The sequence below is a fragment of the Aestuariivirga litoralis genome (assembly GCF_003234965.1).
GTDB classification, from domain to species: domain Bacteria; phylum Pseudomonadota; class Alphaproteobacteria; order Rhizobiales; family Aestuariivirgaceae; genus Aestuariivirga; species Aestuariivirga litoralis.
Genome location: NZ_QKVK01000009.1, coordinates 176,605 through 191,732, shown reverse-complemented (window position 1 = coordinate 191,732; position 15,128 = coordinate 176,605). Strand labels below are relative to the sequence as shown.

At 67.6% G+C, this 15,128-nt stretch carries 17 protein-coding genes; 4 read left to right on the top strand and 13 right to left on the bottom strand.

All coding sequences use genetic code 11. The features are described from left to right. Positions 1 to 2 precede the first annotated feature (2 nt). The 8 genes from DK847_RS17770 to DK847_RS17735 all read right to left on the bottom strand — a co-directional run bounded on the left by DK847_RS17770 (position 3) and on the right by DK847_RS17735 (position 6,735). Positions 3 to 932: a general secretion pathway protein GspK gene (locus DK847_RS17770; protein WP_111199882.1), complete on the bottom strand. Its 930-nt coding sequence runs from the start codon at positions 930 to 932 to the stop codon at positions 3 to 5. Next, positions 929 to 1,621 carry a PulJ/GspJ family protein gene (locus tag DK847_RS17765; protein WP_111199881.1) on the bottom strand — a complete coding sequence of 231 codons (693 nt, stop codon included), beginning with the start codon at positions 1,619 to 1,621 and terminating at the stop codon, positions 929 to 931. Before DK847_RS17765 ends, DK847_RS17770 begins: the two co-directional genes overlap by 4 nt. Beyond that, positions 1,618 to 1,992, bottom strand: a complete 375-nt coding sequence (locus DK847_RS17760) for a prepilin-type N-terminal cleavage/methylation domain-containing protein (protein ID WP_111199880.1) — start codon at positions 1,990 to 1,992, stop codon at positions 1,618 to 1,620. The genes DK847_RS17765 and DK847_RS17760 overlap by 4 nt, the downstream gene beginning before the upstream one ends. Then, entirely contained in the window at positions 1,976 to 2,425 is a 450-nt protein-coding gene (locus tag DK847_RS17755; protein WP_111199879.1) for a type II secretion system protein, read from the bottom strand. Before DK847_RS17755 ends, DK847_RS17760 begins: the two co-directional genes overlap by 17 nt. Continuing rightward, positions 2,406 to 2,861: a type II secretion system major pseudopilin GspG gene (gspG, locus tag DK847_RS17750; protein ID WP_111199878.1), complete on the bottom strand. Its 456-nt coding sequence runs from the start codon at positions 2,859 to 2,861 to the stop codon at positions 2,406 to 2,408. The genes DK847_RS17755 and gspG overlap by 20 nt, the downstream gene beginning before the upstream one ends. A gap of 17 nt (positions 2,862 to 2,878) precedes the next feature. Then, entirely contained in the window at positions 2,879 to 4,090 is a 1,212-nt protein-coding gene (locus DK847_RS17745; RefSeq protein ID WP_111199877.1) for a type II secretion system F family protein, read from the bottom strand. Further along, positions 4,090 to 5,745 (bottom strand): GspE/PulE family protein, encoded by a 1,656-nt coding sequence (locus DK847_RS17740; protein ID WP_161957359.1) that lies wholly within the window; start codon positions 5,743 to 5,745, stop codon positions 4,090 to 4,092. Before DK847_RS17740 ends, DK847_RS17745 begins: the two co-directional genes overlap by 1 nt. A gap of 66 nt (positions 5,746 to 5,811) precedes the next feature. Then, positions 5,812 to 6,735: a hydrogen peroxide-inducible genes activator gene (locus DK847_RS17735; RefSeq protein ID WP_111199875.1), complete on the bottom strand. Its 924-nt coding sequence runs from the start codon at positions 6,733 to 6,735 to the stop codon at positions 5,812 to 5,814. A gap of 144 nt (positions 6,736 to 6,879) precedes the next feature. On the opposite strand from DK847_RS17735, the gene katG reads away from it, so the two are divergent. Next, complete coding sequence (gene katG / locus DK847_RS17730) at positions 6,880 to 9,051, top strand: catalase/peroxidase HPI (RefSeq protein ID WP_111199874.1); 2,172 nt, start codon at positions 6,880 to 6,882, stop codon at positions 9,049 to 9,051. A gap of 67 nt (positions 9,052 to 9,118) precedes the next feature. On the opposite strand, the gene DK847_RS17725 is transcribed toward katG, so the two are convergent. From DK847_RS17725 to DK847_RS17710, 4 genes are read right to left on the bottom strand one after another with little or no spacing between them, the layout of a single operon-like run. Further along, complete coding sequence (locus DK847_RS17725) at positions 9,119 to 9,940, bottom strand: LssY C-terminal domain-containing protein (RefSeq protein ID WP_111199873.1); 822 nt, start codon at positions 9,938 to 9,940, stop codon at positions 9,119 to 9,121. Positions 9,941 to 9,945: 5 nt separating this feature from the next. Then, positions 9,946 to 10,845 (bottom strand): PP2C family protein-serine/threonine phosphatase, encoded by a 900-nt coding sequence (locus tag DK847_RS17720; protein ID WP_146256178.1) that lies wholly within the window; start codon positions 10,843 to 10,845, stop codon positions 9,946 to 9,948. After that, a complete protein-coding gene (locus DK847_RS17715) occupies positions 10,842 to 11,180 on the bottom strand; it encodes an STAS domain-containing protein (RefSeq protein WP_161957358.1) in 339 nt (112 codons plus the stop codon). The genes DK847_RS17720 and DK847_RS17715 overlap by 4 nt, the downstream gene beginning before the upstream one ends. A gap of 25 nt (positions 11,181 to 11,205) precedes the next feature. After that, entirely contained in the window at positions 11,206 to 11,628 is a 423-nt protein-coding gene (locus DK847_RS17710) for an ATP-binding protein (RefSeq protein WP_146256177.1), read from the bottom strand. 192 nt (positions 11,629 to 11,820) lie between these two features. Between DK847_RS17710 and DK847_RS17705 the strand changes: the two genes are divergently transcribed. After that, a complete protein-coding gene (locus tag DK847_RS17705; RefSeq protein ID WP_161957357.1) occupies positions 11,821 to 12,471 on the top strand; it encodes a GOLPH3/VPS74 family protein in 651 nt (216 codons plus the stop codon). A gap of 55 nt (positions 12,472 to 12,526) precedes the next feature. On the opposite strand, the gene budA is transcribed toward DK847_RS17705, so the two are convergent. Next, entirely contained in the window at positions 12,527 to 13,252 is a 726-nt protein-coding gene (gene budA, locus DK847_RS17700) for an acetolactate decarboxylase (protein ID WP_204508376.1), read from the bottom strand. A 204-nt stretch (positions 13,253 to 13,456) separates the two neighbouring features. Between budA and DK847_RS17695 the strand changes: the two genes are divergently transcribed. Together DK847_RS17695 and DK847_RS17690 are read left to right on the top strand one after the other, a co-directional pair. Beyond that, entirely contained in the window at positions 13,457 to 13,948 is a 492-nt protein-coding gene (locus tag DK847_RS17695; protein ID WP_146256176.1) for a ubiquinone biosynthesis methyltransferase UbiE, read from the top strand. Continuing rightward, positions 13,945 to 15,114, top strand: a complete 1,170-nt coding sequence (locus DK847_RS17690; protein WP_111199867.1) for a class I SAM-dependent methyltransferase — start codon at positions 13,945 to 13,947, stop codon at positions 15,112 to 15,114. Before DK847_RS17695 ends, DK847_RS17690 begins: the two co-directional genes overlap by 4 nt. Positions 15,115 to 15,128: the final 14 nt, after the last annotated feature.

Here is a 15,128-nt window from a genome sequence, read left to right as displayed (position 1 = left end):
GCTCACTCCTCCTCCAGCGCCAGCGTGCCGAAGGGCGCGGCGCCATCCGGCGTCAGGCGCAGCACGGCGCGGGCCGCGCTGCCGGGCAGGATGCCGGGGCCGCCCGCCAGCGTGACATCGACCATGAAGACCCGCGGGGCCTTGACGCTGAGCAGGCCCGGCAGGCGCTGGATGATTTGCTGCAGCCTTGCGTCCGATGCGCCGGTGCCTGAGTTCCGTGTCATGGCGATGTCCGAAATGTCCCTGGCCGTGAGGCCCGGTATGGACTGCAGCACCTGATCGGGCGCTGCAAGCGGATTTATCTGCCCGGTGGGATTATACACCGTCAGCCCGGCGCCCAGTGCCGCTGCATCATCAGCGGGAATGTCGAGGAGGTCCGGCAATTGCTCCACCGAGAGGAAGATGATGGGCACGGGCGGCTGCTTCTGCTTGCCGCCGGAATTGGCGTCGGGGGCGTTGGTGCCACCCTGCACCGCGGGCTGCTGGGCCTGCGCCGGCTGCTCCGGTGTCGCGTCCTTGCGGAGCTTGGCGATGCGGTCGGCGAGGCCGTCGGCCGCGGGGCCGAGGCCGCTGAAGCGGGCCACCGCCTCGATCAGCTTGGGGTCGGAGCGGTTGAGATCGGCATAGCCGCCGGCATCGCGCAGGCTGACCGTGGCCGAGACGCCGTTGCCGAGGTCGACCGCTGTCTCCTCGCCGGCAAGCGACAGGCGCTGCTCCTCGGGCGTTGCCAGGATGAGCGCCTTGGCGGCCTCAATGCCGGAGCGCAGCGCCAGGTGGGAGGCGAGGCGGCGCTGCTCCAGCTGCTCGTTGCCGATGCCGGCACGGGTGAGTGCCGTGGCGGCGACCACCATGACCGCCATGATCGCCACGGCGAGCAGCACCGCGATCAGGATGACGCCGCGCTGCCCGGCGCGGCCGCGAGACCTGCTCATTGCGTGGCCTCCTTCTCGGCGGTGCCGCAGCGCGATTCGCGGTTGCCCGCGCAATCGACCTCGGAATCGATGGCCAGAGACTGCACGAAGCCCGGTACGCGCAGGCGGTCGGTCGCGGTGTTGGTGACGGTGAGGCGGATCTGTTCCGGCATCGCCTCCGACGCCTTCCAGCCATTGCTCCATTCGCGCTGGCCGCTGCGCTGGGCGCGATAGGCGAAGGCAATGTCGTAGGGACCCTGGAGCAGCACCACCGGATCGCGCCAGGCCGGCAGCGAATCATCGTCCCGCGCCGGCAGCGGTGCGCGCTCGCGCAGCAGCGTTGCCACGCCATCCTTGTGCTGCACGCTCAGCCGCACCAGGAACAGCCCGGGCGCGCTGAGTGCTTCCTGCTCGCGCAGGGGATAGACCATGGCCTCGCGCCCGCCGTCGAAGACGTAGCCCGCGAACTCGCCGGGCGCGGCAGGCCGGCGGATCTTGGCGATGCGCGCCACGTCGCGCCCGAAGATGTCGACCGCGGCGCCGATCTCGGCCTGTTCGCCCAGCCGCTGGCGGGTGCGGTCGGCGCCCTTGCCGACGGCCGACATGGCCATGTTGAGCGACACGAGGATGAGCGAGGCCAGAACGAGGCCCGCCAGGACCTCGACCAGCGTGAAGCCCCTTTCACCCTGCGATGTGCGGCAGCGCTTCATCGGCTGAGCTTCAGAGCCGTGCCGGTGACTTCGCCGCCCCGGCCCCAGCCCACGGCGGCGGTGAGGCGGTACATGCGGTAGGCCTCCTCGAGCTTGGCGGGCGGCGCCACCGGCTCGATCACCAGCTGCCAGCGATATGGGCCGGAGTTGCCTTCGCGCGTGGCGGGCGCGGTCTGGGCTGCCGCCAGTTCGTCCTCGAGGATCGACTGCAGGATCAGCCTTGCGCCCAGGTGCTGCTCCAGCGTGCTGGTGCCCTGCAGCGAGCCGCCGATGCCGCTGGTCAGCACCGCGATGGCACTGGCCGCGACCGCGAGGGCGCAGAGCACTTCGACCAGCGAGAAGCCCGCCTGCCCGTCACAGCGCGCGCGCATCGGCCCGCCCCGTCAGCCAGTTGACATTCAGGCCATAGCTGCGGCCCCGGAAGCCGAAGGCCAGTTCACCGCCGCTCGAGGCGCCGGAGGGATAGAAGCGGATCGCCGGAAGGCCGCCGCCCTTCGGCACCGCCACCCTGGCATCAAGCGACAGGCCCTTCGGAAGCTCGAGCACGCGGCCGCCTTCGAGGCTGAGGCGGCGCCCCCTGACGTCGATGGTGACCGCGGTCTGGGCATGGTTCTCGATGGCCTGGGTACGGGCATCGCGCAGCAGCGCCTCGGCCTCGATGATGAAGGAACGGGCACGCGCCGATTCGAGGCTGTTGCGGCCGACCGACATGACGGCGGTGGCCGACAGCGCCAGGATCACCAGCACCACCATCAGTTCGAGCAGGGTGAAGCCTGCCTGTGCCTCAGTTCGAGACGTCGGCATTCTCGTCTGCACCGCCTTCCTTGCCGTCAGCGCCCAGGCTCCTGATCTGGAACGAGCCGCCGTTCTGGCCGGCCTGGTAGAGATAGGGGCGGCCCCAGGGATCCTTCGGCACATCGCCCTTGGCGAGGTAGGGGCCGTTCCAGCCCGCGATGTTGCCGGGCGACTTGACGAGGGCCGAGAGCCCCTCGGTGGAGGTGGGATAGCGGCCGACATCGATGTGGAACAGCTCCATCGCCGTCACCAGGCTCTCGATCTGGATATGCGCGGTCTTGGCGCGCGAGGAGCCGAGATAGCCGATGACGCGCGGGCCGATGATGGAGGCGAGCAGCACGAGGATGACCAGCACGACGAGCAGCTCGACGAGGGTGAAGCCCCGTTCGCCGCGGCGGCGCCGGGACTGGGAGCGAAGCTGCTTGCGGATGGCGGAGGAAATCATGACTGCGAACCCCGTTGTCAAAGTGCCAGATCGTTGATGGAGATCACCGCGCTCATGAGCGAGGTGATGATGAAGCCGACGAAGACGCTGAGCACCAGGATGATGATCGGCCCCAGCAGCGATACGGTGCGGTCGGTGAGCCGGTCCAGTTCGTCGTCGAGAATGTCGGTGACGCGCAGCAGGCTGGGCGTGAGGTTGCCGGTCTCGGCACCGACCTTGATCATGCGCGCGAGCAGCGGCGGGAGGATCTTCGAACGCTCGAGCGGTGCCACGAAATCCTCGCCGCGGCGCAGCGCCACTTCCATGTCTTCCGCCGCCTTGAGGATGCGGCGGTCGGGGCTGGTCGAGGCGATGAGCTTGAGGCTGGCGGGAAGGTTCATTCCGGCCGCCGACAGCGTGCCGAGCAGGCGGCAGAACTGCGCCACCTCCGACTTCATCAGGAGCTTGCCGAGAAGCGGCAGGCGCAGCGCCGCCTCGCGCACCAGCCGCGGCAGCGCGGTCCTGGTCCACATCAAAGCCATGGCGATGGCGGCCAGCGCCACGGCGACCGCCAGCGTGATGCCATTGGCGATGAGCCAGTCGGAGGCGTTGAGCACCATCCTGGCGGTTTCCGGCACCGGCGCGCCGCTGCTCGAGATCATGTCCTTGATGCCGGGCACCACGGACACCATCAGGAATATCACCACGCCGATCGACAGCACCACGAGCATGACCGGATAGACCAGTGCGGAGACGACCTTGCCGCGCACCTTCTGTTCGCGCTCGCGCGCCGTGGCCAGCCGGTCGAGAACCGAGGCCAGCGTGCCGGTGGCCTCGCCCACCTCGACCATGGAGAGGTAGAAGGGCGGGAAGGCGCCGGTCTCCTCCAGCGCGTCGTGGAAGCTGCGGCCCTTGCGGATGGCGCCGCGCACCTCGCCCACCGCCACGGCCAGGGGCTTCGAGAAGGTTTCGCCCGAGAGGATTTCGAGCGACCGGTTGAGCGTGGTTCCGGCCTGCAGCAGCCAGGCCAGCTGGCGGGTGAAGCCCGTCAGCTCCTGGCGCGGGATGCGGCCGGTGGTGAGGCTCATGAAGGCGCCGGCGCCGCCGCCCTGCCCGTCCTCGCGGATGTCGATGGGGTGGAGGCCCTGTTCCGACAGGCGGCTGATGGCGAGCGAGCGGTCGGCGCCCTCGATGGTGCCGATCACCTTCTCGCCCGAGTCCCTGATCGCCTGGTAGCGGAAGCTTGCCATCAATCCTCCGACGTCACGCGCCCGAGTTCCTCGATGGTGGTGAGCCCCTCGCGGCACTTGGCGAAGCCGTCCGACATCATGCTGGCGGTACCGGATTTTCGTGCGGCATGGGCGATGACGTCAGCCGAGACGCCCGGCTTGATCAGGCGGCGGATGTGGTCGTCGATCACCATCACCTCGAAGATCGCGGCGCGGCCGGCGAAGCCCGTGTTGCCGCAATAGGTGCAGCCGCAGGCCTTGTAGAGCGTGACGTTGCCGTAGCCCGCCGCACCGGCACTGTCGGGCAGCTGCGCCAGCAGGTCGGGCGTTGCCTCATAGGGCTCGCGGCAATGGATGCACAGCTTGCGCACCAGGCGTTGCGCCACCACGCAGCGCAGCGTGGAGGCGATGAGATAGGCCTGCACACCCAGGTCGAGCAGGCGCACCACCGCGCCGGCGGCGGAGTTGGTGTGCAGCGTCGTCAGCACGAGGTGGCCGGTGAGCGCGGCATTGACGCCGATGCTGGCGGTTTCCGCATCGCGCATTTCGCCGACCATGATGATGTCGGGGTCGAAGCGCAGCAGCGAGCGGAGCGTGCGGGCGAAGGTCAGCCCGATTTCGCTGTGGATCTGGATCTGGTTGACGCCCTCGACCTGGTATTCGACCGGGTCCTCGATGGTCACGATCTTGCGGCGCGGATCGTTGAGCACGCCCAGCACCGCGGCGAGCGTCGTGGTCTTGCCGCTGCCGGTGGGGCCGGTCACCACGATCATGCCATGGGCATGCTGGATCTGCTGGCGCAGCTTGGCGAGATCGGGCTGCGACAGGCCGAGGCGGTTGATGTCGGGGGCCTGGGTGTTGGAGCTGAGGAAGCGGATGGCGATCGATTCGCCGTGGATCGTCGGCATCGTGGCGACGCGGATGTCGTGCTCGCGTTCGGCGATGCGCAGCCGCGCGCGGCCATCCTGCGGCAGGCGCTTCTCGGCGATGTTGAGGTTGGTGAGGATCTTGAGGCGGGAGACAGCGGCGCGGCCCAGCTCGTTGCCCAGCCTCTCGCGCTCTTCCAGCAGGCCGTCAACACGGTGGCGGACGATGACGTAGCCGCGCGCCGGCTCGATGTGGAGGTCGGTGGCGCGCGCCGCGGAGGCCTCGCGGAACAGGCGGTTGACGAGGTCGATGACCGGTGCGTCGAGGGCGAGGTCCTTCAGCGTGTCGTCGTCCTCGCCGCCGGAGTCGGCGCCCGCCTGCCCGGCGGCGCCGCGATCATCATCGAGGCGCTCGATGGCGGAGAGGATCTGGTTGTCGGTGGCGAGCGACAGCGTGAGGTCCATGCCCGAGGCGAGGCGGAGGGCATTGAGCGTCGCCTCGTCGGAGGGATCGCTGACGATGACCGAGAGCTTGCCGCCATCCACCGCCTTCGGCAGCACGTGGCGCTCGCGCATGAAGCGCAGCGAGATGGACTCGGGCAGCACCCGCGCGGTGGGCCAGTCGCTGGTGACGGGCAGGCCGCAGACCCGGCCGAGCTCGGTGGCCAGCACCTGCTGGTCGACGAGGCCCTGGCGCAGCAGCAGCCGGACAGCGGTGTCCCGCCCGTCGGCCGCCTGGCCGAGGATCAGTGCGGCCTGCTCATCCGAGATGAGGGCCCGCCGGGAGAGATCGCTGAGAAGGTGTTTCACGCTGCCCATCCTATCAGGCCGAGGCTTAACCGCACAATAAATGGTGGCTGCCCCGGAACGGCCCGCTCACGCCGGCGGCAGGGCGGGGGAAGGCTCGCGCAGGGCCTCCGCCGTCTGCCGGACGACGTCGGCGATGTGCTGGAGCTGCCCGGCGAGCGGGCTGGTGCGCCGCCAGATCATGCCGATGGTGCGGCGCGGCGGCGGCGGGCCGAAGCGCGCCAGCGCCACGTTGGCCGAACGGGTTTCAACGGTCACCGCCATTTCCGGAATGAGGGTGACGCCGATGCCGGAGCCCACCATCTGCACGAGCGTCGACAGCGAGCTGCCTTCCAGCACCTCGCGCGGCAGCGCCGTCGTCATGTTGCAGAAGGCCAGGGCCTGGTCGCGGAAACAGTGCCCCTCCTCCAGCAGCAGCAGGCGCATTTCCTTCAGCATGTCGATGTTGGGGACCGGTTTCGCGGCCTCCTCCGCCGGCCGCACCAGCAGGAATTCCTCTGCGAACAGCGGGGCTTCGGTGAAGGACGGCTCGGAGACGGGAAGCGCCACGATGGCCGTGTCGAGGCGGCCTTCGGCCAGCTCCCGCAGCAGCTTGGCGGTCAGCGTCTCGCGCACATGGATGTCGAGGCCGGGATGGAGGCGGTTGAGGCTGCCGACGATGCCGGGCAGCAGATAGGGCGCCACGGTGGGGATGACGCCGATCCGGAGCCGCCCGGAGAGCCAGCTCTGCGAGGCGCGGGCGAGGTCGCCCAGCTCGTCCACTGCCCGCAGGATGTCGCGCACGCGGGGCGCGAACTCCTCGCCGAAGCGGGTGAGGCGCACCTGGCGGGCGCTGCGCTCGACCAGGGCGCCGCCGACGATGTCCTCGAGATCCCGGATCTGGGTGGAGAGGGCCGGCTGCGAAATGCCGCAGGCCTCGGCCGCGCGGCCGAAATGGCCATGCTGGGCCAGCGCCTCGAAATAGCGGAAATGGCGGAGCGTGAGGTTGTTCATAGCTTTTTCTTATCGCATCGATAAAAAAAGGAAACTTCTCTTTATGCCGCTTCTGGACTATCTCAACCCCATACCGGCGACCGTTGTGGGGAACGGACGTGCAGGCCGGTTGCAAACAGAATTCCGCGTTTTTCAGAGGGTGATATGGACAAGTCAAACAAGGGCTCGGGCGGCAAGTGCCCGGTCATGCATGGTGCCAACACGGTGAGCGAAAGCTCGGTGGTGGCGTGGTGGCCGAAGTCGCTGAACCTCGACATCCTGCATCAGCACGATTCCAAGACCAATCCGCTGAAGGGCTTCAACTACCGCGAGGAAGTGAAGAAGCTGGACGTGAAGGCGCTGAAGGCCGACCTCGCCAAGCTGATGACCGACAGCCAGGACTGGTGGCCGGCCGACTGGGGCCATTACGGCGGGTTGATGATCCGCATGGCCTGGCACTCCGCCGGCACCTACCGCATCGCCGACGGCCGCGGCGGCGGCGGCACTGGCGCCCAGCGCTTCGCGCCGCTGAACAGCTGGCCGGACAATGCCAACCTCGACAAGGCCCGCCGCCTGCTCTGGCCGATCAAGAAGAAGTACGGCAACCGGCTGAGCTGGGCCGACCTGATGATCCTGGCCGGCAACGTGGCCTATGAGACCATGGGCCTCAAGACCTATGGCTACTCCTTTGGCCGCGAGGACATCTGGGCGCCCGAGAAGGACATCTACTGGGGTGCGGAGAAGGAGTGGCTCGCCCCCAGCGACAGCCGCTATGGCGACCTGAACAATCCCTCGACCATGGAAAACCCGCTGGCCGCCGTGCAGATGGGCCTCATCTACGTGAACCCGGAAGGCGTCAACGGCAAGTCCGACCCGCTGAAGACCGCCGCCCAGGTGCGCGAGACCTTCGCCCGCATGGCGATGAACGACGAGGAAACCGTGGCGCTGGCCGCCGGCGGCCACACCGTGGGCAAGACCCACGGCAATGGCAACCCCGCCAACCTGGGCCCGAGCCCGGAGGGTGCCGACATCTCCGAGCAGGGCCTTGGCTGGATGAACCACAAGACCCGCGGCATCGGACGTGACACCGTCACCTCCGGCATCGAGGGCGCCTGGACCACCCACCCGACGCGCTGGGACAACGGCTATTTCGACCTGCTGCTCGGCTATGAGTGGGAGCTGAAGAAGTCGCCTGCCGGCGCCAACCAGTGGGAGCCCATCAACATCCGCGAGGAAGACAAGCCCGTGGACGTGGAGGATCCCTCGATCCGCCTCAACCCGATCATGACCGACGCCGACATGGCGATGAAGATGGACCCGGAGTACCGCAAGATCTCCGAGCGCTTCCACAAGGACCATGCCTATTTCTCGGAGGTCTTCGCGCGCGCCTGGTTCAAGCTCACGCACCGCGACATGGGCCCGAAGACGCGCTACATCGGCCCCGAGGTGCCCGCCGAGGACCTGATCTGGCAGGACCCCGTTCCCGCCGGCAGGACGGGCTACGACGTGGCCGCCGTGAAGGCCAGGATCGCGGCCACCGGCCTTTCGGTGGCCGACCTCGTGTCGACCGCCTGGGACAGCGCGCGCACCTTCCGCCAGTCGGACATGCGCGGCGGCGCCAATGGCGCGCGCATCCGCCTTGCGCCCCAGAAGGACTGGGAGGGCAATGAGCCCGCCCGGCTGGCCCGCGTGCTGGCCAAGCTGGAGCCGATCGCCGCCGAGACCGGCGCCTCGATCGCCGACGTGATCGTGCTGGGCGGCAATCTCGGCGTCGAGCAGGCGGCCAAGGCCGCGGGCTTCGCCGTCGAGGTGCCCTTCACGCCCGGCCGCGGCGACGCCACGCAGGAGCAGACCGACGTCCACTCCTTCGCGGTGCTGGAACCGGTGGCCGACGGCTTCCGCAACTGGCTCAAGAAGGACTATGCGGTGACGCCGGAAGAGCTGCTGCTCGACCGTGCCCAGCTGATGGGCCTCACCGCGCCCGAGATGACCGCCCTCATCGGCGGCATGCGGGTGATGGGCGCCAACCATGGCGGCTACAAGCACGGCGTGTTCACCGACCGCCCCGGCGCGCTGACCACGGACTTCTTCGTCAACCTCACCGACATGGGGTACAAGTGGGAGCCGAAGGGCAGCAATCTCTATGAGATCGTCGAGCGCAAGACCAACACCACCAAGTGGGTCGCCACGCGCGTCGACCTGGTGTTCGGCTCCAACTCGGTGCTGCGCGCCTATGCCGAGGTCTATGCCCAGGACGACAACAAGGAGAAGTTCGTGAAGGACTTCGTCGCCGCCTGGACCAAGGTGATGAACGCCGACCGCTTCGACGTCGCGTAACCACCGGCACCATCGAAACCAGCGGGAGGGCGGCGAAAGCCGCCCTTACTGCATTCAGGCCCGAGCTTCAGTTCACCAGGCTGGCGACGCCGACGTCGCCGTCGAAGACGTAGCGGTTGACGCGCTTCGCGGGCAGTTCGGCGCGTTCGTTGTAGTTCGTCACCGGGCCGATGAGCTGCTTCTGCTGCAGCTGCGCGAAGATGAGATCACGCTCGGCATTGGTGTCCTTCGCCGTGCGGTGGGTGATTTGGAAGGACAGCCAGGTGAGCGAGAAGCCGGTATCCCGGGTCGCTGCCCCCACCCAGATCGCCGCCGCATCGGCCGGGGGCCGGTCGGTGTTGAGCCAGAAGGCGGGAGTGCCGAGGGAATCCTGCGCCGTCGACTGGCTGATGCTCCAGAAGCGCACGTGGTGGCGCTTGCGCGGGCTGTCGTCGATGGCCTTCTGGAAGCCGATGTCCTGGCCGCGGCCGAACAGGAAGAGCGTGCTGAACGGAGCGGAGGGATAGGGCTTGTTGAAGACGAAGGCCTTCACCATGCGCCACGAGCTTCCGATTCCCAGCGCATCGGCCTCGGTCCAGCCGATGGCGGCAAAGGCGGCGCGCAGCTGCGGCAGGGTGCCGATGAGCGCCAGGTTGACGGGATCGCCCGGCAGGCCATCACCCGTCGTCGTGTATTCCGGCACATGCTGGCGGTGGAGAACCTTCAGGCTCATCCGGATGACCCATGGCAGGATCACATAGGCGGCGAGGCCATAGGTGACGGCCAGCGCCAGGATCCACGGCAGGCGGTTGTCGGTGATGCGGAAGACGACGTCGACGATCAGCCAGACGGTGAGCACGCCGAGGCCGAAGACCACCACATGCCGCCAGATCCGCCGCAGCAGCCCCATGGCGGTCAGAACCGGATATTGAGCAGCGAGAAATCGTCCGGCAGCGGGCCGGGGCCGTTGAGGCCGCGCACCCAGTCCAGAACCTCGCCCGGCGTTTCGCTGCGCGCCAGCCGGTCGACGAAGTCCTGGAAGGCCAGCATCTGGCCCGGCGAGGTCTCGACCTCGAAGGTGCCGTCGCTGACGAGGTGCAGGCGGTCGCCCGCACCGACCGTGCATTCAGCCGCGCGATAGCTCATGGCCTCCATCATGCCGATGGCGATGCCCGGCGTCGACAGCGTCAGCACGCTGCCGTCGGCCCGGCGCAGCACCGAGGGCGGGTGGCCGCCGCTGGCATAGCGCAGCACGCCGGTGCTGCGCGTCAGCACGCCATACCAGATGGTGAAATACATGTTGTGCTGCCGTTCCATCGGGAAGGCGTCGTTGAGTGCCGAGAGCACCGCGCCGGGATCGCGGAAATCGGTGTTGGGAAGGGCCGCCGAGCGCAGCACGTTGATGGCCGTCACCGACAGCAAGGCCGCGCCCACGCCGTGGCCGCAGACGTCGAGCAGGTAGAAGGCCATGTGGTCGGCATCGATGTCGTGGTAGCCGAAGCTGTCGCCGCCGAGCTCGGTCGAGGGCAGCAGCAGCCACTCGGTGACGGGGGACGCCGTGCGCGGTTCGGGCAGGATCGAGAAGATGTAGTTGGCTGCCTCGGTCAATTCCTCCGTCAGGCGCTTCTGCGTCGTCTGCAGCGCGAGATTGGCCTCGGCGAGCTGGTCTTCCACCGCCTCGCCGTGCTCGATCGTGGCCTGGTAGAGCAGATTGAGGTCGTCGAGCTCGGCCCGGACGCTGGCGAGTTCGGCCTCCAGCGCCGCCAGCCGGTCCCCGGGACCGGCTGCGGCCGCAACGCCTGACGTGGCGCTCACGCGAGTGCGGAAATCGCCTGGGCGACGCTGTCGTGCAGGCCGAAGATGTTGTCGAAGCCGGAGACGGCGAGGACTTCCTTCACATTGTTCTTCGCACACGCGATGGTCAGGCCGCCGCCGGCCGCCTTGGCCTTCTTGGCGGTGGTGAGGATGACACGCAGTCCGGCGGAGGAAATGTAGTCGAGGTCGGTGGCATCGATCACCACCTTCTTGGGGCCCTTGTCGAGAAGGGCGGCCGCGTCATCCTCGAAGGCCTTGGCGCTGCTCGAATCGATGCGGCGCGACGGCTTGAGGACGAGGGCGCCATTGACGGTTTCATGGTTGAGGCTGGTCACGTGCTTGTCTCCCTGCTGAGGCAGATTAGGCTGCCTTCACTTTCATTTCCATAGTCAGTCGGTTGAACCCATCGGCCCGCCTGTAGTCAAGACGGTCCATGAAGCTTTTCACGAGGGTGAGGCCGAGGCCGCCCACCTCGCGCGTCTCGATGTCGCCCACGGGCGGTGCCGCATCGGCGGCGAGCGGATCGAAGGGCGGGCCGTTGTCGGCCAGTTCGGCACGCAGCACGCCGCCGCCGTGCTCGATGGCCAGCGTGATGATGCCGTCGCTGCGGCCCGCCAGCCCATAGGAGATGATGTTGGTGATCAGCTCGTCGAGCGCCAGGCCGAAGCGCAGCGATTGCTCGGCCGGAATGCCGTTGGCGGCGCCGAACTCCTCCAGGCTGTCGATGACGCGCGCCACCTCCTGGACATCATTCGCCAGCGACATGTCGAGCCGACCCGTCACGCGCGCTTCCCCCGTGAATTTCGTTTCACCGGCGGGTATCGCACGTCAGCGCGGCAGGTCAAGCCCCGCGGGCGCGCAGCCGCCGGTCACCGGGCAAGGGCAAATGAGGATTTTGCTCGGCGGCAAAACTGGATATGGTGTGCGCCGCGGCGGCGAGCGCCGCCTGACATCTTGCTTTACGGGGCCATGACCATGCTGACAGTTCCGGAGGAATTCCTTCTCCTCACCCTCAAGGATGAAGAGGGCGGCTTCGTCGACATTCCGCTGGAATACCAGCGCGCCGGCTTCGTCGGCGCGGCGATCATGGAACTGGCGCTCGAGGGCCGGCTCGACAATGACCTCAGTCGCGTCTGGGTTGTGAACAAGGCCCCGACCGGCAATCCCGCCCTCGATCCCGTGCTGGCGCGGCTCTCCGCCCCGGACTTCGATTCGAGTGCCGACAACCTCATCAACCAGCTGATCGAACTCGGCGACACGGTGCGCGAACAGTCGCTGAAGCGGCTGTGCGACAAGAAGATCCTGGTCGAGACAGAAGGCCGCCTGCTGTGGTTCCTCAAGACGCGGCGCTACCCCGCCGTCGACGGCAAGGAAATGCGCGAGGTGAAGCTGCGCCTGCTGGAAGTGCTGCTGCGCGACGGCCTGCCCGACCCGCGCGACTGCTGCCTGATGTCGCTGGCCGAAACCTGCGGCATCATCCGCCAGATCGTGCCGCAGTCGGAACTGAAGCTGGCGCGCGAGCGCATTGCCAAGTTCTCCAAGATGGAGCTCATCGGCCAGAACGTGAACCACTACATCGAGATCTTCGAGCGCGCCATGGCGCTCGCCACGCCGGCCCACATGTAAGGGCCTCGCCGCAGCGCAATTGCGCGGGCGCCGGGATGACCGGCGCCCGTTTTCGTCAGCGCTCGACCTTGTCGAGGTCGGCCTGCATGTCGCGCACCCGCTCCATGGTGAGGAAGTCGAAGGTCATCGGCAGGCCGAGTTCGACCGAGGGGGCGTGCTGCAGCTTCACCGTGACGCTGCCCGGCGCCGCCGCGAGAAGATGGCCGCCACGCGTGCGGTCCTTCGTGATGAAGTGCAGGTGGAGGCCAGGCAGGTGCACGCCGGCCAGGAAGTTGGGCGTGTAGAAACCGATGATGGTGCCCTCGACATCCGTGAACTCGAAGACCGTCTGCAGCCTGGCGATCTCGGCCAGCGGCATGTAGTTCATCATCTTCGGCACGGAGCGGGCGCGGACATAGTCGAAATGCCCGTCGATGCGGATCGCATACATCAGGTTGGTGGACGGCACCAGATCGAGCAGCGCATGCTCGAAATCGGCCTCCGCCACCTTGCCGAATGCGTCTTCCGTGTCGCCCTTGAACTGGGACGTGAGCGCGAAGGGCGTGCGGACGTCGTCGGGGATGAGCTCGGCATCGCCCTGCGGGCGGAGGCAATAGACCTGGCCGTCGAGCAGCACCATCTCGCCGTCGAGATCGTTGAAGGTACCGATGCCGAGATTGCCCTTCTGGCGCAGCAGCCCGATCGTGGTGTCCGCCCGGTAAATGCCTTCGACGAGTGCGGCGATGGGGGCCGAGATGAAAACCGGCGGACGGGGCTTCCGGCCATTGCTGCTTGCGGTCACGCGTGCCTCCTTGCTGTGTGGTGGCGCGGAAACTGTGCCGCGCCCGGCTCCCGCGCAAGCTAAATCTTCTTGTTCGCACAGGGGCCTGCCGCTAGCATCCGGCGCGCGGCGGCAGCTGTCGTAAGTTTCTGATTTGCAACCTTCCTCAGTGGATTGCCGCGGGCCGTCCACCGTGCCGCCTGAGGACATGCCGGGACCAAGGGAATGAGTGGCACCAGACCGCTAGTCGAAATCTCCATGGGAATCGAGGCCTTCGCCTCGGAGTGGCTGCACTGCGACCGCATCTCCTCCTACCTCGCCCGCATGGTGAGCCACAACCGCACCGACTCCCTGCTCTACGCCAACCTGATGAGCTCCGCCCTCAACGAGCTGCTCGAGACCGCCTTCGCGCATCATGGCCCGGAGGGAGACTTTTCCTGCCGGGTGAGCCGTGCGGGCGATGCGGACGTGATCGAGCTCGACCTGCCCTGCGACGCCGCGGCCCTGTCCTTCTACAGCGAGGCAGCGCGGCGGCTGAGCCAGCCGGACCTGGCGGAGACCTATCACGCGGCCCTGTTTTCACCCGGGCGCGCCGACCCGCACCTGGGCCTGCTCGAAGTGGCGGTCGACTATCGCGCCCGCATCTCCATCCAGCCGGAACAGGGCAACCGGTTGAAGCTCGCGGCCGAGATGGCGCTGGAAGGAGCCGCGGCATGAGCCCCGACCGCGGCTACCAGGCCAGCTTCAACGAGAACAACCAGGAATTCGTCATCGCCGGCAAGCTGCGCCCGCGCAGCGAGGACGAGATCAGGCCACTGGCCCAGTCTCTGGGCGAAGCGCTGGGACAGGTGAAGGGCACCTTCTACCTCAATGTGAAACGCCTGGCGCGGCTCAACAACGTGGCCTTCCGCGTCATCGCGGGGCTGGTGTCGCAGGTGTGCGGCGGGCGGCCCGACCTCCGCGTCGAGGTGGTGACGTCGAGCGTCATGGGCTGGTCGACGCGCAAGTTCCTGCCGCTCGCCCGGCTGCTGCCAAACGTCTCCGTCAATGAATACGACAAGGACTTCTATCCCGGCCAGTCCTACCTCGAGGAAGGCGGCTTCATCCCCATCCTGCGCGCCCAGACCAAGCTGACCTGGCAGCACGAGAAGCACCTCCTGCCGCGCCACGGGCTCAGGCCCGGCATGGCGATGGCGGACGTGTGCTGCGGCATCGGCGACTTCGCCGTCCTGGTGCAGAAGGAGCTGAAGCCCGCCAGCATCCTGGCGCTCGACCATTCGCGCTCCAGCCTCGACTATGCCCGCAAGGTGGCGGCTGATTTCGGCGTCAGTGGAATCGAATACGTCTATGGCGACGCCTCCGAGATGGTGCTGGAGGACAACCAGTTCGACTTCGTCACCTGCCGCCATTCGCTGCAGGTGTTCGACCGGCCGGAGCTGATCCTCCGCGAGCTTTACCGCATCTGCAAGCCGGGCGGGCGCGTCTACATCACCAACGAGAAGAACTCGCATTGCCTGGGCGAGCCGCGCGCCGAGTCCATCCAGTGGACCTACAACGAGGTGGCGCGCCTGTGGGCCGACTACAAGATGGACATCGAACTGGGCCCCAAGAGCCGCCGCTACCTGATCGATGCGGGCTTCGAGGACATCCGCGTCGACAGCTTCATGGTCACCAACCTCGACGGCGACCCGCAGAGCTTCGCCGACATCATCCAGTCCTGGGAAAACGTCTATGCCGGCGAAATGGCGCGTGACCGGGGCGACTCGCCGGAGTTCATCGCCAGGTTCCGCCAGGGCTTCCAAGACCACATCTACGCGGCCCTTCACCCCAAGGGCTATGCCGGGTGGCCGATCTGGGCCGCCTCGGGAAGGAAACCTTCGTGAACGGCAGCGCCGCC